Consider the following 24271-nt stretch of genomic DNA (forward strand, 5'->3'; position numbering starts at 1 on the left):
GAGACCCCATGAGCGCACTTAACGACCTCAATGCCCTGCAAGCCAGCATCGCCGAAGCGGTGCTCGGCCAGGACCAGGTGATCCGGCAGATGCTCGTCGGCTTGCTGGCCAACGGGCATTTGCTCCTCGAAAGCCTGCCCGGCCTGGCCAAGACCCGCACGGTCAAGTCACTGGCCAGACACCTGGATGCAAAGATGAGCCGCATCCAGTTCACCCCGGACTTGCTGCCGTCGGACATCACCGGCGCCGAGGTGCTGCATCAGGTCGAAGGCAAGAACGAAATCCGCTTCCAGCCAGGCCCCCTGTTCGGCAACCTGATCCTCGCCGACGAAATCAACCGTGCGCCGGCCAAGGTCCAGGCGGCGTTGCTCGAAGCCATGGAAGAACGCCAGATCACCGTGGCCGGCAACAGCCATGCGCTGCCTGAACTGTTCATCGTGGTCGCCACCCAGAACCCGATCGAACAGGAAGGCACGTATCCGCTGCCGGAAGCGCAGATGGACCGCTTCCTGATGAAAGTGCTGCTCGATTACCCGAGCGCGGAAAACGAAAGCCAGGTGCTGCGCCTGCTGCGCGAAGAAGAACAGGCCCTCGGCGCCAAGACCACTGCCGTGCAGGGCTTCTCCCTGTCCCAGGATGTGGTGTTCGCCGCGCGCCGTGAAGTCAGTGTCGTGCACGTCTCGCCGGCCATCGACCGCTACCTGATCGACCTGATCAACGCCACTCGCCACCCGGCCGATTACGACGCCGACCTCGGCCGCTGGATCAACATCGGCGCCAGCCCGCGTGGCGGCATCGGGCTGGATCGCTGCGCCCGTGCCGATGCCTGGTTGCAGGGGCAGGACTTCGTGTCGCCGGACAACGTCCGCGCCGTGGTGCACCCGGTGCTGCGCCATCGTCTGCAACTGAGCTACGACGCGGTGGCCGACGGCGTCAGCGCCGATCAGGTGCTCGACCGTCTGCTTGATAAAGTGGCGATTCCCGCGTGAACATCGATGGCCTGGTGTATGTCTCTCTGGCGCAATTGATGGCCCTGGAGTTCAAGGCCCGCGACCTGAGTTTTCTGGCGCGTCAGCCCCAGGGCAGCATCCTGGCCGGCAACCACGCTTCGCGTTTGCGTGGCCGGGGCCTGAACTTCGATGAACTGCGCCGCTATCAGCCGGGGGACGATTTGCGTCACCTCGACTGGCGCGCCTCCCTGCGCACCGGCAAACCGGTGGTACGGACTTTCACCGAAGAGCGCGACCGCCCGGCCCTGATCCTCGTAGACCAGCGCATGTCGATGTTCTTTGGCTCGCAACGCAGCTTCAAATCCGCCGTCGCCGCCGAGCTCGGTGCCCTGGCGGCGTGGATGGTGTTCAACGCCGGCGACCGCGTCGGTGGACTGGTCTTCAACGATCAACGCATCGACAGCATCGCCCCGCTGCGCAGCCGCAAACGGATCGAAGCGCTGTGCAGCCGCATCGCCCGGCAGAACCAGGCACTCAATGCCGCCAACCCGGACGCCGAAGGCGAAGACCAGCTCGACAAGGTCCTGCAACACTGCCTGGCCGTGGCCGGTCACGATCACTTGATCTGCATCGTCAGCGACTTCGCCGGGGCCGGCGAACGCACCTTGCAGCTGATGCGGCAACTGGCGGCGCACAACGATGTGATTGCCATGCAGGTCTACGACCCGCTGGCGCTTAACCTGCCGAAAAATGGCCGCGTGCTGGTCACCCAAGGGCAATTGCAGGTGGAGCTGGCGGTGGATCGGCAACAGGTGCATCAGCCGCTCGGGGATTTTCTCAGCGGGCGGCTCAAGGACGTCGCGACCTTACTGCGCCGCAGCCAGGTGCCGTTGATGATGTTCAGTACTGCCACAGAAGCCCACGAACAACTGCGTGCCGAACTGGGCAAGTTTGCCGGAGGGCGCCGATGAACCCCGCTATCCCGAGCATCGACCAACTCAAGGAAATGGCACTTCCGGCGCCGGTCAGTTATGCACCGCAAACCTGGGGTTGGTGGGCGTTGCTGGCGCTGTTGATCGTTACGCTGGTAGTGCTTGGTGCGCGGCGATACTGGCAATGGCGGCGCGATCGTTATCGGCGCGAGGCGTTGGTGCGGTTGGAGGAATTGCAGCAGCGCAGTAATGACCTGAGCGCGTTGCGTGAGCTTCCCGAATTGCTCAAGCGGGTCGCGATCTCTATGCCGAACGCGAAACCTGTGGGAGCGGGCTTGCTCGCGAAGAGGCCATTACATTCAAAATTGATGTCGACTGACCGGACGCCTTCGCGAGCAAGCCCGCTCCCACAGGGGAATCCAGCGGCGTTGGGGAACGAGGACTGGCAGGCGTTTTTGCAGCGGCACAGTAAACAACCCCTGCCATCCGACTTCAGCCAACAACTCTCGCTGCTGGCCTACGCCCCCGACGCAACATTACGGGCCATGCCCACCGAACAGCGCCAGCAGCTGTTCAGCACCTGCAAAACCTGGGTGGAGCGTCATCATGTGGCAGTTTGATTACCCCTGGTTGCTTATCCTGTTGCCGCTGCCGTGGATCGGCTATCGCTACCTGCCCGATTACCGCGAGGCGCGCAGCGCCGTGCGTGTACCGTTTTTCGCGGCGATGAGCCGGGCTGTCGGCCAGGCCCCGAGCCAGGCCGGCACCCGCAGCAACCGCTGGCAATTGCTCCTGAACCTGCTGGTCTGGACGCTGCTGCTGGTAGCGGCGAGCCGGCCGGTGTTGGTGGAAAAACCCATCGAGCGCCAGCAGCCGGTGCGGGACCTGATGCTGGCCATCGACATTTCCCAGTCGATGGAAACCACCGACTTCACCGACGCCAACGGTCAGAAGATCAATCGCCTGGCCGCGGTCAAGGAAGTGGTGCACGGGTTCATCGACAAACGTAAAGACGATCGGATCGGACTGATCGTGTTCGGCACCGGCGCTTATCCGCAGGCGCCGTTGACCCTCGACCACGCTAGCCTGTCACTGCTGCTGGATGACACCGGCATCGGCATGGCCGGTCCCAACACGGCCATCGGCGACGCCATCGGCCTGAGCCTGAAACTGCTGGATCAGGCCCATGAACAGGAAAAAGTGCTGATCCTGCTCACCGACGGCAACGACACCAGCAGCGCCATCACCCCGGATCACGCGGCCGCCATGGCTGCGGCCAAAGGCGTGGTGATTCACACCATCGGCATCGGCGACCCGAATGCCGAGGGCGAAGCCAAGGTCAACCTGCAAGGTTTGCAGGAGATTGCCCACGCCACGGGCGGACGCTTCTTCCGCGCCGAAGACCGCAACGCCCTGGATCAGGTCTACAGCACCCTCGACAAACTGACTCCGCATCAGGTGAAAACCCTCAGCCACCAGCCCAAACGCGATCTGTTCTGGTGGCCGCTGGGCGCGGCCATCGCCCTGCTCGCGCTTTATCACCTGGGTGCCCTGCTGCTTCCAAGGCTGATGCTCGCCCGTCAACGGCAGGAGGCCTGACATGGACATCAACCTCAGCGACTTCCACTTCCTACGCCTTCTGTGGCTGTTGCTCGCGCTGTTCGGCGCATTGCTGCCATTGCTGTGGCGGCGCAACCAGGACCTGCAACGGCGCTTGCGTAGCAACATCGCCGCGCACCTGCTGCCGCATCTGCTGATCACCCCGCAAGACCGGCAACGCCTGCGTCCGGTGCATCTGGTGTCTGCGCTGCTGGTACTGGGCGCCATTGCCGCCGCCGGGCCGACCTGGGAGCAGGATCGACCGGACTTTCTGGAAAACCGTGCGCCGCTGATCATCGCCGTCGACCTCTCCCCCTCCATGGACGCCAGCGACGTTCCCCCCAGTCGCCTGGAAGCGGTCAAGCACAAGCTCCACGACTTGATCCAGCGCCGCTCCGGTTCGCGCAATGCCTTGATTGCCTACGCCGGCAGCGCGCACCTGGTGTTGCCCGCCACCGACGACCCGGCGCTGCTTGATACGTTCATTCAGGCCCTGAGCACCGACCTGATCAACAAACCGGGGAAAAATGTCAGCGCGGTCATCGATCAGGCCAAGCGCCTGCTCGCCGCCGAGAAAACCCCCGGCACCCTGCTGCTGATCACCGATGGCGCCGACACCTCGGCACTGGCCGGGCTGGACAAGCAACTGGCGGACAGTGCGCTGCAAGTGCTGATATTGGCCGCTGGCAGCAGCGACGGCGGGATCATCCGCGATGCCAGCGACCAGCCACGCACCGACAGCAACGGCCGCCCGCAAATGGGCAGTTTTGATCAGGACGCCCTCAAGCAGCTTGCCTCAACCCTGGATGCACCGTTGGGCAGCCTGACCCTCAACGATGACGATCTGGACTGGATCGAACTGCACGCCGAGCAGCACTTCCAGTCAGCCAGTGACGAACAGCGCGAACTGCACTGGAAAGACGCCGGTTACTGGCTGTGCTGGCCGCTGTTGCTGATCGCTTTCTTCAGCGTACGCAAGGGCTGGAGCCTGAACTGGATGGCCGGACTGCTGCTGGCGGTGGGCCTGGGCCTGGGCCTGCAACCGGCGCCGGCGCAGGCCAACGCGCTGACCGATGCCTTTTTCACCCGCGACCAGCAAGGGCGCTGGGCCTTCGAACATGAGCTCTACCCTCAGGCGGCGGCGCTGTTTGTCGATCCGTACTGGAAAGGCGTTGCCGCCTACCACGCGGCCGATTTCGACCTGGCACTGGCCAGCTTCGCGCGGCTCGATACACCGCAGGCGTATTTCTACCTGGGCAACATCTATGTGCGGCGCTTCAAGTTCGATCAGGCCATCGCGGCCTATACCCAGGCGCTGAAGTTGCAACCGCAGTTCCCGCAAGCCACGGCCAACCTGGCCCTGGCCATTGCCTTGCAGAAAGACACCGAAAGCGCCGAGAAAAACACGCCAGAGGTCAAACCCGACGAAATCAAGATGGACAAGGCGCCGGGTAAAGGCCAAAGCAAAAAGGTCGAGACCCAGCAAGCGGCCTCGGATGAGCAATGGTTGCAGAACCTCACCACATCCCCGGCGAAATTCCTCAAGCATAAATTCAGCTTGCAGGATCAGGCGGGGGCCAAGCCATGAGCTGTCTTCAAGACCGAGTTGCTGCCATCGCGAGCAAGCTCGCTCCTACATTTGATCCAGGCGCACCACAAATCCCCTGTGGGAGCGGGCTTGCCCGCGAAAGGGCCAGATCAATCACCACAACACTCGGCGCCCTGCTCATCGGCCTGATCAGCCTCAACACATTCGCCGCCGACCCTCAGCTGAAAGTCCAGGCCACCCTGCAACCCGCCACCCCCGTCATGGTCGGCAGCCTGGTCGAGTTGCAACTCGATGTCTTCACCGACTCCTGGTTCACCAGCGCCCCCACCCTGCCCGACCTGAAACTGCCAGGCGCATTGGTGATGCCACCGGACGGCCATGCCCAGCACATCAACCAGACCTTCGATGGCCAATCCTTCAGCGGCATGCGCTACAGCTACCTGATCACCCCGAACCTGGCCCAGGGCTTCGACATTCCGGCACTGACGGTACAAGCCACACCGGGTCAGGCCAGCCACGCACTAAGCGCCCAAAGCCAGCCTTTGCATTTCAACGCCGCGCAACCACCGGGGTTTCAGCCCGGTGAGGCGGTACTGGTGGCCCAAGGCCTGCGGTTTACCCAGAAGACCGTCAACTCGGCCACACCGCTGAAGGTCGGCGACAGCATCACCCGGGAACTGATCTTGCAGGCCGACGGTGCCCTGGCCATGTCACTGCCGACACCGACGCTGGACGACATCAAGGGCCTGAGCCGCTACCCGAAAGCCCCGCAAATCCGCAATCTGGATGACGGTCGGGGCAACTTCAATGGCGGCCAGCGCATAGACAGCGTGACTTATCGAATCGACACCGAAGGTCACTACAGCCTGCCACCCGTCGAACTGAAATGGTGGGATGCCAGCAGTCAGCAAACCCGCACGGTCACAGTGCCTGCCGTGACCTTCGACGCAGCGACCAACAGCGCCTACAAGCCGGTGTTTTCAATCACCGAGGACCTGAAAAAACTCGGCCAGCAGAATCGCCTGCACCTTTCCGGGCACTGGTTCGGACTATCGGCACTGGTGTTGGCGGTGGTGGCACTCGGCTGGTTCAGTCGCCCGCTCGTACACCGCGCGCACCTCAACTGGCAAGCCCGACGCCGCGCCCGGCACGCCGCCTGGCTCGAGTCCGCCGACTACGCGTGGCGGCAGATCCCGGCACAAATCGAGGGCAAACCGGCGCAACTCAGCGCCCTGTACCTGTGGACCCGGCGCAGCCGCCACGGCCTGAAACTGACCGGCCTCGGCCCGCGCCTGCAAACCTTCCTGCGGGCCTGTTATGGCCGCGAACCGGACAAAGAACAAGCCTTGCGCCAAATCGGGGAATCCTTGTCTACGCTGCATAGTCAGGCCGGTCGCAACAGAGAATCAGTCTCTTGTGCACTGCATCCGCTCAACCCCGTTCACGAGAAGGACTTCCCATGACGAATTCGATATCGCTACGCCATCATCGCGCCTTCGGTTTCCTGCTGACCCTGGCCTTGAGCCTGCCGCTGCTGGTGCAGGCGGCCGAGCCGCTGCCCTCGTGGAACGACGGGCCGTCGAAAAAGCAGATCATCGAATTCGTGCAGACGGTCACCGATCAAAGCAGCAAGGACTTCGTCAAGCCCGAGGACCGCATTGCCGTGTTCGACAATGACGGCACCTTGTGGAGCGAGCAGCCGATGTACTTCGAGTTGCTGTTCGCCCTGGAAGAAGTCAAGCGCACCGCATCGCAGCACCCGGAATGGAAAACCACCCAGCCTTTCCAGGCGGTGCTGGAAAACGATCACAAGGCCCTGGCTGCGAGTGGCCTTGAGGGCATGATGAAAATTTTCGGTGCCACCCACACCGGCATGACCACCGAAGCCTTCGATGACTACGCCAAGACCTGGCTGAGCCAAGCCCGCCATCCGAAAACCGGCAAGCCGTACACCGAGATGATCTTCCAGCCGATGCTGGAAATGCTCGACTACCTGCGCGGCCAGGACTTCAAGACCTACATCGTCTCCGGTGGCGACACCGGGTTCATGCGCGCCTTCGCCGAGAAGGTCTACGGCATTCCACCCGAGCAGGTGATCGGCACCACATTCGTCACAACGTTTGACTACGAGAATGGCAAGGCCTCGATCCTGCGCACGCCGAAACTGGCGCACAACGACGATGGCCCGGGCAAACCGGTCAGCATCGACGCGGTGATCGGTCGTCGGCCAATCCTCGCCTTCGGTAACTCCGACGGTGACCTGCAAATGCTCCAGTGGACCGCTGCCGGTCCCGGCAAACGCTTCATGGGCCTGGTGCATCACACCGACGCCAAACGCGAATGGGCATACGACCGGCAGTCACAGATCGGTCGTCTGGACAAAGCCCTGGACGAAGCAAAAAAACGCGGCTGGACGGTCGTCGACATGGCGTCCGAATGGCGTCGGATCTACCCGTTCGATGCCGCCACACCTGAGCAAGTGCAATAAAAAGACGTAATGCAGGACCGCAAAAAACGTTTGTCGCAGTACGCGACGCAAGTGAGCATAAGGAGCCAGTCAGATGACTCGCATACGTAAGTGGATACCGAAACTCGCCTTTGTGGCAGCGTCGGTCATGGCGATTTCGGCAACTGCCGGGGCCGCCGAAAAACCCAACATTCTCGTGATCTTCGGCGACGATATCGGCCAGACCAACATCAGCGCCTATTCCATGGGCGTGGTCGGCTACAAGACTCCGAACATCGACCGCATCGCCAAAGAAGGCATGATGTTCACCGACTATTACGCGGAGAACAGCTGCACGGCCGGACGGTCATCGTTTATCACTGGCCAGACACCATTGCGCACCGGCTTGTCGAAAGTCGGCATCCCCGGTGCTCCGGTGGGTTTGCAAAAGCGTGACATCACCATTGCCCAGGCACTCAAGTCCCAGGGCTACGCCACCGGCCAGTTCGGCAAGAACCACTTGGGCGACAAGGATGAATACCTGCCGACCAACCACGGTTTCGACGAGTTCTTCGGCAACCTGTATCACCTCAACGCCGAAGAAGAACCCGAGCGCCCTTACTGGCCCAAGGACGACGCTGCCTTCGTCAAGGCCAACACCCCGCGTGGCGTGATCCATAGCTTCGCTGACGGCAAGATCGAAGATACCGGCCCGCTGAACACCAAGCGCATGGAAACCATCGACGACGAAACCACTGCCGCCGCACAAGCGTTCATCGAGAAACAGGCCAAGGCGGACAAACCGTTCTTCGTCTGGATGAACACCACCCGCATGCACTTGTTCACCCACGTGCGCGAGTCGATGAAGGGCCAGAGTGGCATGCCCGGCAACGATTACGCCGACGGCATGATCGAGCACGACGGCGACGTCGGCAAACTGCTGAAAACCCTCGACGACCTGAAGATCACCGACAACACCATCGTCGTCTACACCACCGACAACGGCCCGAACCAGTTCTCCTGGCCGGACGCGGCGACCACGCCGTTCCGTAACGAGAAGAACTCCAACTGGGAAGGTGCCTACCGGGTTCCGGCGATGATTCGCTGGCCTGGCAAGATCAAGCCGGGTGAAGTGTCCAACGAGATGTTCTCGGGCCTGGACTGGTTCCCGACCTTGCTCGCGGCGGCAGGTGATGCCGAGGTGAAGGACAAACTGCTCAAGGGCTGGGCTCCAACGTCTGGCGGCAACAATTTCAAGGTTCACCTGGACGGCTACAACCAAATGCCTTACCTGACCGGCCAACAGCCTAAAGGCGAGCGCAAGGAGTTCTACTACTTCAACGACGACGGCATGCTGGTTTCCATGCGTTTCGACAACTGGAAAGCGGTGTTCTGCGAGCAGCGCGCACCGGGTGGTTTCAAGGTCTGGAGTGAACCGTTCGTATGCCTGCGCGTACCGAAGATCTTCAACCTGCGCATGGACCCGTATGAACGTGCCGACGTGGTTTCCGATCAGTATTACGATTGGCAAACCAAGAACGTCTACCTGGCTGCGGTTGCCGTGGGCAAATCGGCGGCATTCCTGCAAACCTTCATCGACTATCCACCTAGCCAGAAACCGGCCAGCTTCAGCATCGACCAGATCCGTGCTGCGGTAGACGCCAAAATCGCTGAAAAAATGAAAGCTGCACAGTAAGACCGCTGGACCACCGCTCGCCTTCATTGGCGAGCGGACTTATTCATGGCGAACACTGGACTCTGTGGCGAGGGGGCTTGCCCCCGCTGGGTTGCGAAGCAGCCCCCTGCGTTGTTTCAGGCAAATCAAATCGTCTGGTTTGCGACTGCTTCGCAGCCGAACGGGGGCAAGCCCCCTCGCCACAATAGGTTTGTAAGTTTTGAAATTATCTGACTGACTCAGACCCAGCAGTCATTGTTTTTACGTACCGGAACAAGGCAATCCGCAATGACCTCACGTGTCGCCAGCAAGTCGTCGGCCATACCTGCCCCTCAAGTCGCCTCCCCGGCGCTGTTGATCCCCGCCCTGCTGCTGTTTGTCTCCGGCGCCGCCGCGCTGGTGTACCAGGTGCTGTGGATCAAGCAGCTGTCGTTGGTGGTGGGCGTCGAGGTCTATGCCATCACCACCGGGATCAGCGCGTTCTTTGCCGGGCTGGCCCTGGGTGGCTTGCTGTTCGGCCGCTGGGCGGACCGGATGCAGCAACCGGTTTTGCTGTACGCCGGGCTGGAAGTGCTGGTGGCGATACTCGGCGTCGGCGCGACGTTCGCCATGAGCCTGGCGGCCAGCCCCTTTGCCTGGCTGGAAGAACACGTGGGTTTGCTGGCCTGGGTGCTGCCGTTCGCGCTGGTGGGTATTCCCGCGCTGTTGATGGGCGGCACCCTGCCGGTGCTGGTTCGCTCCCTGGCCACTGACCCGCAACACCTGGGCAAGGCCGGCGGGCAGCTGTATGCGGCGAACACCGCCGGGGCCATTGCCGGCACCCTGCTCGCTGCGTTCTTGCTGATTGCCACCCTCGGTGTACGCGGCAGCGCGCTGGCCGCCGCCATGCTGAACCTGCTGGCCGCTGCAGGGGCCTTGTGGTTCCAGCGCCAGCGCGTGGCACCCGTCGATGCCCCGGTGAAACATCACACTGACAAAGCCCCCGACCGACTGGCCCTTTGGCTTTACTCCATTGCCGGCGGCGTAGCCCTGGGCTACGAAGTGGTGTGGTCGCAATCGATCGTGCAATTCATGAGCACCCGCACCTACGCCTTTGCCGTGGTGCTGGCGACTTACCTCACCGGGTTGTTCCTGGGCAGCATGCTGCTGGCCCGTCGGGTCGATCGCCTGCGCGATCCCTGGGGGGTGTTCGGTTTGTTGATTGCCGCAGCCGGTGCCATTGCCCTGCTGGAAGTGGCGTTGCTCGGACGCTGGCTGGTGCTTGCACAAACCCTGGCGGAAGGCTGGGTATTGTCACTGGGCGGCAGTGAGCTGGCGGGCATGAGCACGCGCTTTGCCGTGGCCGCCTTGAGCATCGTGTTTGTACCGACCCTGTTGCTGGGGGCGGCGTTCCCGTTGGCCCTGCGTTTGAGCGTCGGCGGCGACCAGGTGGGACGTAATGTCGGCGAAGTCGTCGCGTTCAATACCCTTGGCGGGATTGTCGGCGTAATGCTCTGCGGCTTTGTCCTCATCCCGATGCTGGGTCTGGTACGAACCCTGGGCCTGCTGGCGATGATCGCCGCCGGTATCGCCTACCTCGCTGTGCGCAAGGGCCATGGGGTCAAGAAAGGCCGGCGTCAGGCGGTGGTTGCCATTGGCCTGGTGTCCCTGGCACTCGCCCTGTTCACGCCGGTCAACAAGCTCGCAAGCTTGCTGCCGGGCGCGCGCAACGGCACGCTGACGTTCTACGAAGAAGGCCGTGGCGGGACCGTCGCCGTGGTATCCCAGGGCAAGGGCGAAAGAGCATTCCAGCGCTTGTACATTCAGGGCGTGTCCAATACCGGCGACGCCATGCCGTCCCTGCGCTACATGCGGATCCAGGCGCTGCTGCCCCTGTTGATCCACAACGGTGAGCCTCGCTCGGCACTGGTGATCGGTTTCGGTACCGGCATCACCGCGGGCGCCCTGACCCGCTACCCCGGCCTGGAACATCGCGTGGTCGCCGAACTGCTGCCTTCGGTGATCAAGGCAGCACCTTTGTTCAAGGGCAATTTCAATGCCGCGGCCGATCCGGGCGTCGATGTGCGCTTGCGTGACGGTCGCCAGGAACTGCTGCGCAACCCGCAGCGCTACGACCTGATCACCCTCGAACCACCACCGCCCTCCGCTGCCGGCGTGGTCAACCTGTATTCCCGGGACTTCTACCAACTGGCCGCCAGCCGTTTGCACAATCAAGGCCTGGTCGCCCAATGGCTGCCGCTGCCGACGCAGAACATTGACGACTCGCGCTCATTGGTGCGCAGCCTCCTCGACGTGTTCCCTTACGCGACCCTGTGGACCAGCGAATTCCACGAGATGTTGCTGGTGGGCTCGATGGAGCCGATTGAACTGGATGCGGCGAAGATCAACGCGCGCTTCCAGCAGGACAGCGTTCGCAGCACCTTGCAGGATGTCGGCGTCGGTTCGGCCGCGGCGTTGCTCGCCACCTGGGTGGCTGACCGTGCGGGGCTTGAACGCTTCGCTGGCGATGCGCAACCGGTGACGGACGATCAGCCCAGGATCGAATACGCGCCGTGGGTTCGCTCAAAAGAGATCAGCCGCGTGTTGCCCGCCCTGCTCGACTTGCACCAGCCGCCAGCCGTGTTGAACGCAGACGCCGGGTTCATCGAGCGCATGAACACCCAGCAACAACGCCTGATGCAGTTCTATCGGGCGAGCCTGCATGCCTACGACGGAAACCGAGACGCTTGGGCCAGGGATATGCGCGAGGTGATGCGCGGGGATTCCGGGAATCCGTATTACCGGTGGTTTGTCGGGGAGTGATGTGACGCCTTGGCGGCCGCCATCGCGAGCAGGCTCGCTCCCACAGGGGACTTGTGGCGCTCACAGATCCAGTGTGGGAGCGAGCCTGCTCGCGAAAGGGCCATCAGCTTCACAGCATCTGCCATTTGACACACGCCGGCCATCCGGCAAAGCTGCACCCAGCCTGTACGAGCCCTGACGGCAATCGCACCTGGACCATGGAAGTCGCAATGCCGAACCATAAAAATAAAGCTGCAACCCCAAACCCTGATTCGCAACCGACCCTGATCAACCGTTACCTGTTCCCTGTCACCATCGGCATCCTGCTGCTGGCCGTGGCGGGCATCGGCTGGTTTTTGCTGGGCAGTACACCGACGCCGCTCAAGCCAGTCCCCGTCAGCGCCCCTGTCGTGCAACCGGCCAAACCGCAACCGGTCGCTGTCGCGCCAGCGAAAATGGTCGATGAGCAACAATGCCAGGGCTGCCACGGCGAGCAGGTCAAGGATTGGCAAGGCTCCCATCACCAACTGGCGATGCAGCAAGCCAACACAGACACCCTGCTCGGCGACTTCAATAACGTCACCTTCAAGGCCGAAAAAGAGACCACGGTGTTCTCGCGCAAAGGCGACGAATTCTGGGTCAACACGCCGGGAATCGATGGCAAGAATGCCGATTTCAAGGTCGCCTACACCTTCGGCATCGCCCCCTTGCAGCAATACCTGATCGAGGTCGGCGAAGGCCGGCTCCAGGCCCTCGCCGTGGCCTGGGATACCGAGAAGCACCGCTGGTTTCACCTCTATCCGGGCCAGGGCGTGACCTTCAAGAACCCGCTGCACTGGAGCAAACCGAGCCAGAACGCCAACTTCATGTGCGTCGAGTGCCACACCACCGGTTACAAGCGCAATTTCGATGCGGCGAAAAACACCTTCGACAGCAACTGGAATAGCCTCGGCGTCGGCTGCCAGGCCTGCCATGGACCGGCGTCCAATCATCTGGAATGGACGGCGAAGAAAACCGACCTGATCCATGCCGGATTTGCCGTCGATCTCAAGGACAAGAACGCCACCGTCGAAATCGAAACCTGCGCCCGCTGCCACTCGCGTCGTGCGCCACTGGACGACGGTTACACGGTCGGCAAACGGCTGATGGACGACTACCTGCCGAGCGTTCTGACCCGCGAGCTGTACGCGCTGGACGGCAAGATCAAGGACGAAGTGTTCGAACACGGCTCATTTGCCCAGAGCAAAATGTCCGACAAGGGCGTGCGTTGCAGCAACTGCCACAACCCGCACAGCACGCAGTTAAAGGCGCCTGGCAATGGGGTTTGCCTGCAATGTCACAACACCGCCGGCAAAACCACTGTGGAAGGTGTCGACGGCAAAGGCCTGCAAGCGAAGAACTACGATTCCATCGAACACACTCGCCACACCATGGGCCAACCGGGTTCGCAGTGCGTGGATTGCCACATGCCCGGCAAGTTCTACATGGGCAACGACTTTCGGCGTGACCACAGTTTCAGCATCCCCAACCCCGGGCGGGCGAAAAAACTGGGGACGCCTGACGCCTGCCTGACCTGCCACCAAGGCAAGGCCGGCGACAAGGTCACCGAGCAGTTCAAGCTGTGGAACACCGCCAACGCCAGCGCGATACAAGCCCCTCGCTACGACGAAAGCCTGTGGCTGATTCGTAGCGGTCAGGCCGGCGCCGCACAGGCATTGTTCGAGCAACTGCAACGCAGCAACCTGCCGGCGATTCAGCGGGCGACGCTGCTGGCCGAACTGCCGGCCTACCCGAGCGAACAGGCGTTGAAACTGGCCACCAAGGACCTGAGCAATCCGGCGCCACAAGTCCGCGAAAGCGCGGTGCGAGCGGTCAGTGCGTTCCTGCCGCCAGCGGAGCGTGCGCCATTGCTGACGCCGTTGCTGAGCGACCCGGTGCGGGCCGTGCGCATCGCCGTCGCCCGGGACCTGCTCAGCGTGGCACGCAATGGCCTGGGCAGCGCCCAGGACGCCTGGAATGCCGCCATTGCCGAGTACGAAGCGGTGCAAAAAAGCCTGGCCGAGCGTGCCGAGGCCAACCTGAACCTGGCCATGCTCTATCAGGCCGATGGCCGCAGCGCAGAAGTCGAAGCTTTGCTGCGTACCGCCCTGCAGCGTGATCCGGACTTCTACCCGGCGCTGGTCACCCTGGTGCAATGGCTGGAGGCCAACGGTCGCAGTCAGGAAGCCCATGCCCTGCTGGCGCAAAGCCTCAAGGACCACCCCGACTCAGGTCTGCTGCAACACACCCAGGGCCTGGCGCTGATTCGTGCGGGCCAGGCCGCTCAAGCCATGCCGTACTTGCGCAAGGCCGCGCAACTGGAGCCGCAGAGCGGACAGTTCGGCTATGTGCTGGCGGTAGCCCTGCATGACAGCGGAAAGATTGACGAGGCGTGTGCAGAACTGGAACGGCTGTTGAAAGAACAACCGGCCAACCGCAATGCCCGCTTGTCGTTGATCCAGTACTACCTGGATAACGGGCACGAACCCATGGCGCAAGTGCTGCTGCAGGGCTGGAAGAAAATGAACATGGGGGATCCGGCATTGAAGTGACGGGAGATTCTTGTAGGAGCGAGCTTGCTCGCGATGGCGTTACAGGCGACGCGTTTATCCAAAAAAACGCGTTTTCGTTGACGTCCATCGTCGGAGCGCCGCCCGGAGCAAGCTCGCTCCTACAGGGACCGAATTCAGCGGCGCCTGAACAACGGCCGCGGCTCAATCACCGAACGCCCGTACAACACGCTCATCCCCGCCAATCCCTTCAATGCATCTTCTGCGGATTTGTCTTCACGCACGGCAAAGCTGTCGAAACCGCATTGGCGCATGTGGCTGAGTTGATCGCGCAAGACATCGCCGATGGCGCGCAACTCGCCGGCCCAGCCCAATCGCGTGCGCAGCAGATACGCCTGGCTGTACCCACGGCCATCGCGAAAGCTCGGAAAATCCAGGGCGATCAAGGGCAGTTGGGCAAACCATGGCTGAAGGCTTTCCACTTCATCGTCCGGCCCCAGCCACACGCCGCTTTGCGATGGCTTTTCCAGCCAACGGCTCAGCGGCAGAATCGCGGCACCCACGGGCAGCGGTGCTTGCGGGTCGCGCACGAGCTTCCACGGATCATCCGCGACAATCCGCGCCATGCCCTCTTCCAACCGCAACAGATTGTTCATGCCGACACCTCCAGCACTTTCGCATAGACCGCCTCCTTGAACGGCTCTAGCCCGATCCGTTGGAAGGCGTCGACGAACAGTTCTTCGCTCTCGCGATAACGCACGAAGGTGTCGATGATGCGCTCGATCACCTCGGGCACTTCGGCGGCGCTGAAGGACGGGCCAATGACCTTGCCCAACGCGCTGTGCTTGCCCTGGGCGCCGCCGAGGGTGATCTGGTACCACTCGGCGCCGTTCTTATCGACCCCCAGAATGCCGATGTTGCCGATGTGATGGTGACCGCAGGCATTCATGCAGCCGGAGATATTGAGGCTGATGTCGCCGAGGTCGTGCAGGTAGTCGAGGTCTTCGAAGCGTGCGGCAATAGCCTTGGCGATGGGGATCGACTTGGCGTTGGCCAGCGCGCAGAAGTCGCCACCAGGGCAGGCGATGATGTCGGTGAGCAATCCGGCGTTGGCACTGCCCAGATTGTGTCCGCAGGCCAGGCGCCACAGGGTGAACAGATCGGCCTTGGACACGTCAGGAAGGACGATATTCTGCTCATGGGCAATGCGGATTTCACCGAAGCCGAAGCGTTCGGACCACTCGGCCACCACCTCCATCTGTCCGGTAGTGACATCGCCCGGTGGCGCAGCGCTGCCGGGCTTGGTCGACAACACCACGCTGGCATAGCCCGATATTTTGTGCGGCTGCACGTTACGCTGCACCCAACGAGCGAACGCCGGGTTTTCGGCCAGGTGCGTGCCGAAATCGAGATGGGTGTCGGACAGATCACGATATGGCGGTGCGACGAACGCATTGGCCACACGCTCGAACTCGTCAAGGGTCAGTTGCGCCGGGCCGTCCTTGAGGTACTGCCACTCTTGCTCCACTTCCCGGGCGAAGGCCTCGATGCCCAAGGCTTTGACCAGAATCTTGATTCGCGCCTTGTACTTGTTGTCCCGCCGGCCATGGCGGTTATACACCCGCAGCACCGCCTCTACGTAAGACAGCAGGTGCTGCCACGGCAAGCCTTCGCGGATCTGCAAGCCGAGGATCGGCGTGCGCCCCAGGCCGCCGCCCACCATGACTCGCAAGAGCATGTGTCCTTCGCAACCTGGGTAAAGATAAAGGCCGATGTCATGCATCATGATCGCCGCGCGGTCCTGCTCGGCCGAGCAGATGGCGATCTTGAACTTGCGCGGCAGGAACAGGAATTCCGGGTTGATGGTCGACCACTGCCGCAGAATTTCCGCCAACGGTCGCGGGTCAATCATTTCGTCGGCCGCAACCCCGGCAAAGGCTTCGGTGGTGATGTTGCGCACGCAGTTGCCGGAGGTCTGGATCGCATGCATTTCCACCTCGGCCAGGCGTTCGAGGATGTCCGGCACCTGAGCCAGTTCGATCCAGTTGAACTGCATGTTCTGCCGGGTGGTGAAATGGCCGTACCCGCGATCGTAATCCCGGGCGATGCTCGCCAACGTACGCATCTGCCGTGCACTCAGCGTGCCGTAGGGAATCGCCACCCGCAGCATGTAGGCGTGCTTTTGCATGTACAGGCCGTTCTGCAGGCGCAACGGCAGGAACTCTTCTTCGTTCAGCTCACCGGCCATGAAGCGCTCGACCTGATCGCGAAACTGCGCAACCCGTTCGAGCACCAGTGCCCGATCGTAATCATCGTATTGATACATAGCTACCTCATCAGGATTGCGGGGCATCGGGCTCTGTGGCTCGTTCATAAGAGCGACTATGCGCCAGCGGTTCAGCGTGTTACAGATTCACCTGAATCGTTAAAAACCGTATCAGAGCGCTCAAGATCGCCGCAGCAGCGCAACTTATCTGATCCGCACAAATGAAATATTCCTGAGCCTGTTTTGTTTTCGCCACGGTTTTTACAGTGCACGTCATTGCAACCGTGGAAGCATCGATCATGAGCACAACAACTATCGGACAGGCCTATAACTACAAGGTCGTCCGCCAATTCATCGTGGCGACCGTGATCTGGGGTGTCGTGGGGATGGCGATGGGCGTGTGGATCGCCTCGCAACTGGTGTGGCCGCAGATGAACCTGGACCTGCCGTGGACCACCTTCGGCCGCTTGCGCCCGCTGCACACCAGCCTGGTGATTTTCGGTTTCGCCGGCAGCGCGCAATTCGCCGCCAGCTATTACGCGGTGCAGCGTACCTGCCAGGTGCGGCTGTTCTCGGACACACTCGCCGCCTTCACGTTCTGGGGCTGGCAGTCGGTGATTGTGGTGATGTTGATCACCCTGCCGCTGGGCTACACCACCACCAAGGAATACGCCGAAATCGAATTCACCGGCGCGGTGTGGATGACCGTGGTCTGGATTGCATACGCCGTGGTGTTTTTCACTACCGTAGTGCAACGCAAGACCAGACACATCTACGTCGGCAACTGGTTCTTCGGTGCATTCATTGTGGTCATCGCCATGCTGCACGTGGTCAATCACCTGTCGATTCCAGTCGACTGGTTCAAGTCCTATCCGGTGTATTCCGGGGCCACCGATGCGATGGTGCAATGGTGGTACGGGCACAACGCCGTGGGCTTTTTCCTGACCACCGGTTTCCTCGGGATGATGTATTACTTCGTGCCGAAACAGGCGGGCCGGCCGGTGTATTCCTATCGCCTGTCGATTGTGCACTTCTGGGCGCTGATCACCCTGTACATCTGGGCCGGCCCGCACCACTTGCACTACACCGCGCTGCCGGACTGGGCGCAGTCGCTGGGCATGGCCATGTCGCTGATCCTGCTGGCGCCGAGTTGGGGCGGGATGATCAACGGTATGATGACCCTGTCCGGTGCCTGGCATAAGTTGCGCACCGACCCGATCCTGCGTTTCCTGGTGCTGTCCCTGGCCTTCTACGGCATGTCGACCTTCGAAGGGCCGATGATGGCGATCAAGACCGTCAACGCTCTCTCCCACTATACCGACTGGACCATCGGCCACGTGCACGCCGGGGCGCTGGGCTGGGTGGCGATGATTACCTTCGGTGCGACCTATCACATGGTGCCGAAGGTATTCGGACGCGATCAGATGCACAGCACGCCGCTGATCAACCTGCACTTTTGGCTGGCAACCATCGGCACCGTGCTGTACATCGCCTCGATGTGGGTCAACGGCATCACCCAGGGCCTGATGTGGCGCGCGATCAACGATGACGGCACGCTGACCTACTCCTTCGTCGAAGCCTTGCAGGCCAGCCATCCGGGATTCGTCGTGCGCTTTGCCGGCGGGGTGTTCTTCCTCAGTGGCATGCTGCTAATGGCCTACAACGTGTGGCGCACGGTGCGGGTAACGGACGTGGCGATGGCCGAACGCGAGGCGCGGTTAGCCTGATGATTGAAGTCATATTGAACATTCTGTGTGTGGCATTTTTGTGGTTCGCCATCGAGTATTGTCTGCGCCACCAGACCGCCGAGAGCCTGGACGATGCGAGCCTGATCCCGTTTGCGGATGACCCGGAAGTGGCGCGGCGGGTGGAATTGGCGACCGGGAAAACCGTTAGAACACTGCCGCCGGAAGAGGCGAAACCGGATTGGGGAACCCTGGATATTTGATGTAGCACCGATTTCTGTGGGAGCAAGCTCGCGCCCACAGGGTTGTATGTCGAGATTTCAGGTACGCTCCCGGGGAATCAGGCTTTGCAGTTGTTGCGCCAGGAAGTTTGCATCGAACTCAAAAGTGTCCGGGTCTTTCAAGCCATTGGTCTTGCGCCACTGCCAGCCAGTGGATGGCGGCAGGCACACCAGTGACACGCTGCCATAACGTGCTGCTGTAAAGCCCATCACCGCCACGGAAATCTGCCCGCCGACACCCATCACCTCCGGCACGAATTCCACCGGTTTGCCAGCGATCAGGATGCTCAGCTTTTCGGTCTTGAATGCAGAGGTCTCCACCGGAACACTCGGCCCCGACGCGACATACACTTCGCGGTTCACTTCGAGCAGGTTAGGTGCCTTCACCGGTTCCAGCCACTGCTGGATCTGATCGAACAGCGCACCAATGCGCTTCGCCCACTCGGCCGATTGCGACTCGAACACTTGCTTTTTGTGCGCTTCGCTTTCGGCGTAGTGGCGAAGCATTTCGCCCAGTTGCTGTACATCGTCCATAGCGGTGTTCCCTGAATAGACCGGTGTTGCGGACCTGGAGCATGGCAGATGCCCGCACGCTGCGTACGACTAAAACCTGACGACAGTTTGCACCGTCGCGTAATCGCGGGCACTGTAGGTGCGCACTTCACCTGACAAACGGAGCACGATATGCGCACCATCGGCCTGATCGGCGGCATGAGCTGGGAGTCCAGCGCCGAGTATTACCGCCTGATCAACCAGCAGGTTCGCGAGCGCCTCGGGCCGTTGCGTTCGGCGAAATTGCTCATGTACAGCGTCGATTTCGGCCCAGTCGAACAGGCCCAGCACGCCGGTCGCTGGGACGATGCGGCGCTGATCCTGGTGGATGCCGCGCAGCGCTTGCAGGCGGGCGGCGCCGATTGCGTGGTGTTGTGCACCAACACCATGCACAAGGTCGCCGGGCAGATTCAGGCAGCCATCGACATTCCCTTCCTGCACATCGCCGATCCGGCCGCTCAGGCCGCGGTCGAGGCCGGTGCATTGAAGGTGGGCTTGCTGGGCACCGCGTTCACCATGGAACAGGGCTTCCTCAAAGAACGCCTCGCCGCCCGGGGCTTGACCGTGCTGGTACCGGAGACCGAGGAGCGCCAGGCCGTGCACCGGATCATCTACGACGAGTTGTGCGTCGGCGTCATCAGCGAAGCCTCTCGCCGGGTGTATCAGCAGGTCATCGCATCACTGGCACAGCGCGGCGCCCAGGCGATCATCCTTGGTTGCACGGAAATTGGCTTGCTGATCAAACCCGAACACAGTGCCCTGCCCTTGCTCGACACCACCGAGCTGCATGCGCAGGCTGCGGTGGCGTTCGCCCTGGGCGACTGACTCAACCGGCCTTGGGCGTGCGGCGCAGGCGCGCCATGCTCAAGGTATCCACCAGCACGCCGTCGCGCACGGCGTAATCACGGAACAGGCCCTCGGTTTCGAAGCCGAACTTGCGGTACAGGGCAATGGCCGCTTCGTTGTCGGCATACACCGAAAGCTCGATGCGCTGCAGATTCATCCAGTTGTCGGCGATATCCAGCGCCGTCACGAGCAGTTTCGAACCCACGCCCTTGCCCTGCCACGCCACCGCAACGCCCATGCCGAAACTACCGGCATGGCTGCGACGAATGCGTGAGAACTGCTCCAGGCCAATGTTGCCGACGACCGTACCTTGATGCAGGGCCACCACTTTCACCAAGCGTTCGTTATCCAGCGCCAGGCGACTGCGCCAGAGTTCGGTGGACTGAAACGGCAATTGCAGGGTTTGACGGGCGATTGCCGGATCGTTGTACAGCGCCGTAATGCCTTCGACATGGGATTCGTTGAAGCGTTCGAGGGTGATGACGGGTTCGGTGGTTGGCATGGGTGAATCATCCTTGAAGCAGACATGGCCGTTCACTCTATAACGCTACCTTCGGGTGTGGCGAGAACCAATGTGTGAGTACTCAGCCTTCGAACCACTCCCGGCGCTCGCTGAAGGTGTTTTCGATCAGTTCGACGATCATCCGCACCTGCGCGTCGTCCCCGGAATGGGCGTTGACCGCCATCCACACCTGACGCCGCATCGGCTGGTCAAACAAGCCCGGCAAGGCAATCAGCCCGCGGTCGAAGTGGCTCATGTAGTGCGGCAGCAGGCCGATGCAGGCGCTGCATCGGATCATCTCCAGCATCAGCCCGTAGGATTGCAGTTGCACTGCCCCCGCCAGGCGTTGATCCACCAGTGCGTTCCAAGGCCGGAAGCTTTCAACCTGACTGTCCTGTCGCCATTGCACCAGGAGAAAATCGGCCAGTTCATCCAGGCATTCCGGCCTGGAAGCGACCCGCGAGTAGCGCTTGGCAATATGCGGCAGGTATTCCAGTTGCGTCAGACGCCGGGGTTCGGTGGTGGCAAAGCTCGGCCCCGGTAACGGTGATCCGGTCTCACCCAGCCACACCACCACGTCGGCGCTGACCGCCTGCAAGGCCAACTCGCTGTCGAGCGTGATGATGTCCAGGCGCACGCTGGCGTTGCGCCGCAGCAGTGCAACCAGGTCACGTCCGAGAATGTCATGCAGGATCGAATCCGCCACGGCCAGGCGAATCAACGGCTGCTCGATCACTGGCAAATCGCGCTCATGGGCCAGGGCGATCAATTGTGCGTGCAAGTGCAAGCCATCGCGGCTGAGGCTGAAACCATTGTCGGAAGGGTTGAACAGCGAACACTGCAGCTGCGTTTCCAGCAGCACCAGTTGCCTGCGCAGGCGGGTGGCCTTGATGTTGAGACTGCGGGCGGCCTGCATGAAACAACCGCAACGGGCGCTGACGGTGAAACACAGCGCCAGTTCGGGGTCGATTGCCGCCGCCAACTGGCGCCAGGACGCGTTTTTATCGATGGCTACGCGATATTCGGCAGCACCTTGTTGGGCGCAGATTTCCATGACTGACATCGAAGACTCCCTGTCGACCTGACACTGACAGTTGCATCCTGCAGAACGTTCATGAACCTGCTGTGACAATGACTCAGGCGCTGGGTGTTTGCCGAAAGCTCACGGCCAGGCGATTCCAGCTGTTGATGGTGGTGACAGCGATGGTCAGGTCGACCATTTCGCTTTCACTGAACTGCTCCCGGGTTTGGGCGTAGACATCGTCCGGCACATGGCTTTCGGAGAGCAAGGTGACCGCCTCGGTCCAGGCCAGCGCGGCTCTTTCCCGGGGATTGAAAAAGTTGCTGTCGCGCCAGACCACAATGGAATACAGACGCCGATCGCTTTCGCCCAGGCGCCGTGCATCCACCGAGTGCATGTCGGTGCAAAAGGCACAGCCATTGAGCTGCGAAGCACGGATCTTGATCAGGTGCAGCAGGCCCTGCTCGATGCTCAGGCTGCTGGTCAGGGCCTCCATGGCGATCATGGCTTTCATCGCCTTGGGGGACGCGCTGTAGTAATCCAGACGGGGGTTCATGGAGCGATCTCGTGCAGCCGTGAGGTGATCTTCACGGTAGTCGCTGGCGCGGGGGCATGACAGATCCAATCAGGCGAATTCCCCGGGGACCACCGCCACCAGACCAATGGACGGTTTTTCCACTGCACAACTTCTGTACCACAAGCGGATAAGGGTAATCTTGCGCGACGCACACGCGCCTCAACAGCCCCGGAGCCTCGCCGGTATGGAACTACATGTTGTCATCAACGGCCGCAAGGACCTGGCCGGCCAGCTGTACAACCAACTGCGCAGCGCCATCGAGTCCGGACGCCTGACCGCCGGGACGCAGCTGCCGCCCAGCCGTTTGCTGGCCGAACAACTGGGTATTTCGCGCAAGACCATTTCCGATACCTACGCCCAGCTGACCTACGAAAACTTCCTCACCGGGGTGGTCGGCAAAGGCACATACGTCAACGCGCGCTCGTCGAAGGTGCAGCGTAAACAGAGCCACACCGAGCTTGGCGGCTTCGAGGTGATCGAGTCCTGGCGCAACCTGCCGGTGTTTCTGCGTCATCCGACCCTGGAAGGCTCGCTGCGCTACGACTTCATTGGTGGCGCCACCAGCAAGGGCCAGTTTCCCCAGGATGACTGGCGGCGCTGCACCTCTCATGCGCTGCGCCAGATGGCCGGTTCCAAGGGTCTCTACAGCCTGCCCGAGGGTTTGCCGGCCCTGCGCAACGCCATTGCGCAGCACATCGCGTTCTCTCGCGGGGTCAATTGTCAGGATGAAGATGTGGTGGTGTGCAACGGCGCGCAACAGGCGTTGGACCTGATTGCCCGGGTGCTGATCAGTCCGGGCAGCCTGGTCGCCATGGAGGACCCCGGCTACCCGCCGGCGCGCCTGCTGTTCGGCAGCCACGGCGCCACGGTAATTGGCGTGCCGGTGGACGCCGAAGGCATTGTGGTGGAGCAGATTCCTCGCGGTACTCGCCTGATCTACGTCACCCCTTCGCACCAGTTCCCGCTGGGCATGCCGATGAGCCAGGCGCGTCGGGAAGCACTGCTGGCCAAGGCCCATGAGCTGGGTGCGATCATCATCGAGGACGACTACGACAGCGAATTCCGCTATGAAGGCCGCCCTACCGATTCCCTGCAAAGCATGGATGAACGGGGGATCGTCGCGTACGTCGGGACGTTCTCCAAAACCCTGTTGCCGGAACTGCGCCTCGGCTATGCCATCCTGCCGCCGGCGATCCTCGAGGCCGTGGTACGCGCCAAACAGCTCACCGACCTGCACACCTCGACCCTGTCGCAATGGGCGCTGGCCAAGTTCATCGCCGAAGGCTGCCTGCTCAAGCACATCCGGCGCTGCCATACGGTCTATGCCGGGCGTCGCGAACGGATCCTGACGCGCATGGCGGGCGATCTTTCGCCCTGGCTGGAGGCGGTGCCGTCCACTGCCGGATTCCACATGGTGGTGATGTGTAAAGTGTCGATGGATATTCCATTGGTGATCGAACTGGCGAAAAAAGTCGAAGTCGGGCTCTATGCCATCGACAGCTTTTTCTATCAGCAAGTGCCCAGGGCCGGGCTTTTCTTCGGTTTTGGCGCCATCGAAACCCTCGACATCGACATCGCCCTGGACCGTTTGCGCGACATCCTGCAGCAGGTGGCCTGACGGATTGGCCTGCGGCTTTATCCGGCGATTGGCTATTGGCGGTCCCGGGGGCCGGGCCTATCCTGCATAGGCGTTATCCCTCAATGAGCAGGATTCGTCCGGCCTGATTCAGGAGTGTGAGCAATGTCCCATGAAGTGATCAATACCGTACAGGTGCAGGCCGTCGCCGGCCGCTCGGATGAACTGGGCAAGCAACTGCAGAAGATTGTCGAAACCCTGCGCGAACTTCCCGGCTGCGAATCCTATATGGTCGACCGCTGCCCCGAGGACACCAATCGCTGGACCGTCAGCGCCCACTGGCAATCGGAAGCGGCCATGCGATCGCATTTCAACTGTCCTGAAGTCCAGGGCTTCATCAGCCTGATCGATAGCCAACTGGCCAATGCCGTGGACTTCAACAGTTTTCCGATCGTTTAACCATTTCCTGTCGTGAGGGAGCTTG

Annotated in this window: 21 protein-coding genes; 15 read left to right on the top strand and 6 right to left on the bottom strand. The window is 61.7% G+C overall.

Features of this window, described 5'->3' with window-relative positions:
• The first annotated feature begins 8 nt into the window (after positions 1-8).
• The 10 genes from AC3ITY_RS18285 to AC3ITY_RS18330 all read left to right on the top strand — a co-directional run bounded on the left by AC3ITY_RS18285 (position 9) and on the right by AC3ITY_RS18330 (position 14523).
• A complete protein-coding gene (locus AC3ITY_RS18285) occupies positions 9-989 on the top strand; it encodes an AAA family ATPase (protein ID WP_489304255.1) in 981 nt (326 codons plus the stop codon).
• On the top strand, positions 986-1921 hold the full coding sequence (locus tag AC3ITY_RS18290; RefSeq protein WP_489304256.1) for a DUF58 domain-containing protein: 936 nt from the start codon (positions 986-988) through the stop codon (positions 1919-1921). The genes AC3ITY_RS18285 and AC3ITY_RS18290 overlap by 4 nt, the downstream gene beginning before the upstream one ends.
• Complete coding sequence (locus AC3ITY_RS18295; protein WP_489304257.1) at positions 1918-2502, top strand: DUF4381 domain-containing protein; 585 nt, start codon at positions 1918-1920, stop codon at positions 2500-2502. Before AC3ITY_RS18290 ends, AC3ITY_RS18295 begins: the two co-directional genes overlap by 4 nt.
• Positions 2489-3481, top strand: coding sequence for a vWA domain-containing protein (locus AC3ITY_RS18300; protein WP_489304258.1), 993 nt, complete (start codon positions 2489-2491; stop codon positions 3479-3481). The genes AC3ITY_RS18295 and AC3ITY_RS18300 overlap by 14 nt, the downstream gene beginning before the upstream one ends.
• A 1-nt stretch (position 3482) precedes the next feature.
• A complete protein-coding gene (locus AC3ITY_RS18305) occupies positions 3483-5069 on the top strand; it encodes a VWA domain-containing protein (RefSeq protein WP_489304259.1) in 1587 nt (528 codons plus the stop codon).
• Positions 5066-6493 (top strand): BatD family protein, encoded by a 1428-nt coding sequence (locus tag AC3ITY_RS18310; protein ID WP_489304260.1) that lies wholly within the window; start codon positions 5066-5068, stop codon positions 6491-6493. The genes AC3ITY_RS18305 and AC3ITY_RS18310 overlap by 4 nt, the downstream gene beginning before the upstream one ends.
• Positions 6490-7518 (top strand): HAD family hydrolase, encoded by a 1029-nt coding sequence (locus tag AC3ITY_RS18315; RefSeq protein ID WP_489304261.1) that lies wholly within the window; start codon positions 6490-6492, stop codon positions 7516-7518. Before AC3ITY_RS18310 ends, AC3ITY_RS18315 begins: the two co-directional genes overlap by 4 nt.
• 73 nt (positions 7519-7591) lie before the next feature.
• Entirely contained in the window at positions 7592-9172 is a 1581-nt protein-coding gene (locus tag AC3ITY_RS18320; protein ID WP_489304262.1) for an arylsulfatase, read from the top strand.
• Between the two features lie 267 nt (positions 9173-9439).
• On the top strand, positions 9440-11953 hold the full coding sequence (locus AC3ITY_RS18325; protein ID WP_489304263.1) for a spermidine synthase: 2514 nt from the start codon (positions 9440-9442) through the stop codon (positions 11951-11953).
• A 209-nt stretch (positions 11954-12162) separates the two neighbouring features.
• Complete coding sequence (locus AC3ITY_RS18330; protein WP_489304264.1) at positions 12163-14523, top strand: tetratricopeptide repeat protein; 2361 nt, start codon at positions 12163-12165, stop codon at positions 14521-14523.
• 134 nt (positions 14524-14657) lie between these two features.
• Here AC3ITY_RS18330 and AC3ITY_RS18335 read toward each other — a convergent pair whose 3' ends face one another.
• Together AC3ITY_RS18335 and AC3ITY_RS18340 are read right to left on the bottom strand one after the other, a co-directional pair.
• Positions 14658-15137: a DUF934 domain-containing protein gene (locus AC3ITY_RS18335; protein ID WP_489304265.1), complete on the bottom strand. Its 480-nt coding sequence runs from the start codon at positions 15135-15137 to the stop codon at positions 14658-14660.
• The gene (locus AC3ITY_RS18340) at positions 15134-16807 is read right to left on the bottom strand and encodes a nitrite/sulfite reductase (RefSeq protein ID WP_489304266.1); all 1674 of its coding nucleotides are present in this window, start codon (positions 16805-16807) and stop codon (positions 15134-15136) included. The genes AC3ITY_RS18335 and AC3ITY_RS18340 overlap by 4 nt, the downstream gene beginning before the upstream one ends.
• A gap of 239 nt (positions 16808-17046) precedes the next feature.
• On the opposite strand from AC3ITY_RS18340, the gene ccoN reads away from it, so the two are divergent.
• Positions 17047-18474 (top strand): cytochrome-c oxidase, cbb3-type subunit I, encoded by a 1428-nt coding sequence (gene ccoN, locus AC3ITY_RS18345; RefSeq protein ID WP_223448730.1) that lies wholly within the window; start codon positions 17047-17049, stop codon positions 18472-18474.
• Complete coding sequence (locus tag AC3ITY_RS18350) at positions 18474-18695, top strand: cbb3-type cytochrome c oxidase subunit 3 (RefSeq protein WP_489304267.1); 222 nt, start codon at positions 18474-18476, stop codon at positions 18693-18695. Before ccoN ends, AC3ITY_RS18350 begins: the two co-directional genes overlap by 1 nt.
• A 57-nt stretch (positions 18696-18752) precedes the next feature.
• Here AC3ITY_RS18350 and AC3ITY_RS18355 read toward each other — a convergent pair whose 3' ends face one another.
• The gene (locus AC3ITY_RS18355) at positions 18753-19247 is read right to left on the bottom strand and encodes a hypothetical protein (protein ID WP_489304268.1); all 495 of its coding nucleotides are present in this window, start codon (positions 19245-19247) and stop codon (positions 18753-18755) included.
• A gap of 150 nt (positions 19248-19397) precedes the next feature.
• On the opposite strand from AC3ITY_RS18355, the gene AC3ITY_RS18360 reads away from it, so the two are divergent.
• Positions 19398-20090, top strand: coding sequence for an aspartate/glutamate racemase family protein (locus AC3ITY_RS18360; protein ID WP_489304269.1), 693 nt, complete (start codon positions 19398-19400; stop codon positions 20088-20090).
• 1 nt (position 20091) lies between these two features.
• On the opposite strand, the gene AC3ITY_RS18365 is transcribed toward AC3ITY_RS18360, so the two are convergent.
• The 3 genes from AC3ITY_RS18365 to AC3ITY_RS18375 form a co-directional block, all read right to left on the bottom strand.
• Positions 20092-20613 carry a GNAT family N-acetyltransferase gene (locus AC3ITY_RS18365; protein ID WP_489304270.1) on the bottom strand — a complete coding sequence of 174 codons (522 nt, stop codon included), beginning with the start codon at positions 20611-20613 and terminating at the stop codon, positions 20092-20094.
• A gap of 82 nt (positions 20614-20695) precedes the next feature.
• Positions 20696-21676 (bottom strand): LysR substrate-binding domain-containing protein, encoded by a 981-nt coding sequence (locus tag AC3ITY_RS18370; RefSeq protein WP_489304271.1) that lies wholly within the window; start codon positions 21674-21676, stop codon positions 20696-20698.
• Positions 21677-21749: 73 nt separating this feature from the next.
• The gene (locus AC3ITY_RS18375; protein ID WP_489304272.1) at positions 21750-22190 is read right to left on the bottom strand and encodes a carboxymuconolactone decarboxylase family protein; all 441 of its coding nucleotides are present in this window, start codon (positions 22188-22190) and stop codon (positions 21750-21752) included.
• A gap of 205 nt (positions 22191-22395) precedes the next feature.
• Here AC3ITY_RS18375 and pdxR point away from each other — a divergent pair, with 205 nt between their 5' ends.
• Both pdxR and AC3ITY_RS18385 read left to right on the top strand, forming a co-directional pair.
• Positions 22396-23829, top strand: coding sequence for a MocR-like pyridoxine biosynthesis transcription factor PdxR (gene pdxR / locus AC3ITY_RS18380; RefSeq protein WP_489304273.1), 1434 nt, complete (start codon positions 22396-22398; stop codon positions 23827-23829).
• A gap of 123 nt (positions 23830-23952) precedes the next feature.
• Entirely contained in the window at positions 23953-24246 is a 294-nt protein-coding gene (locus AC3ITY_RS18385; RefSeq protein WP_414918838.1) for an antibiotic biosynthesis monooxygenase family protein, read from the top strand.
• The last annotated feature ends 25 nt before the right edge of the window (positions 24247-24271 follow it).

This window comes from Pseudomonas sp. GL_091 (genome assembly GCF_057837725.1).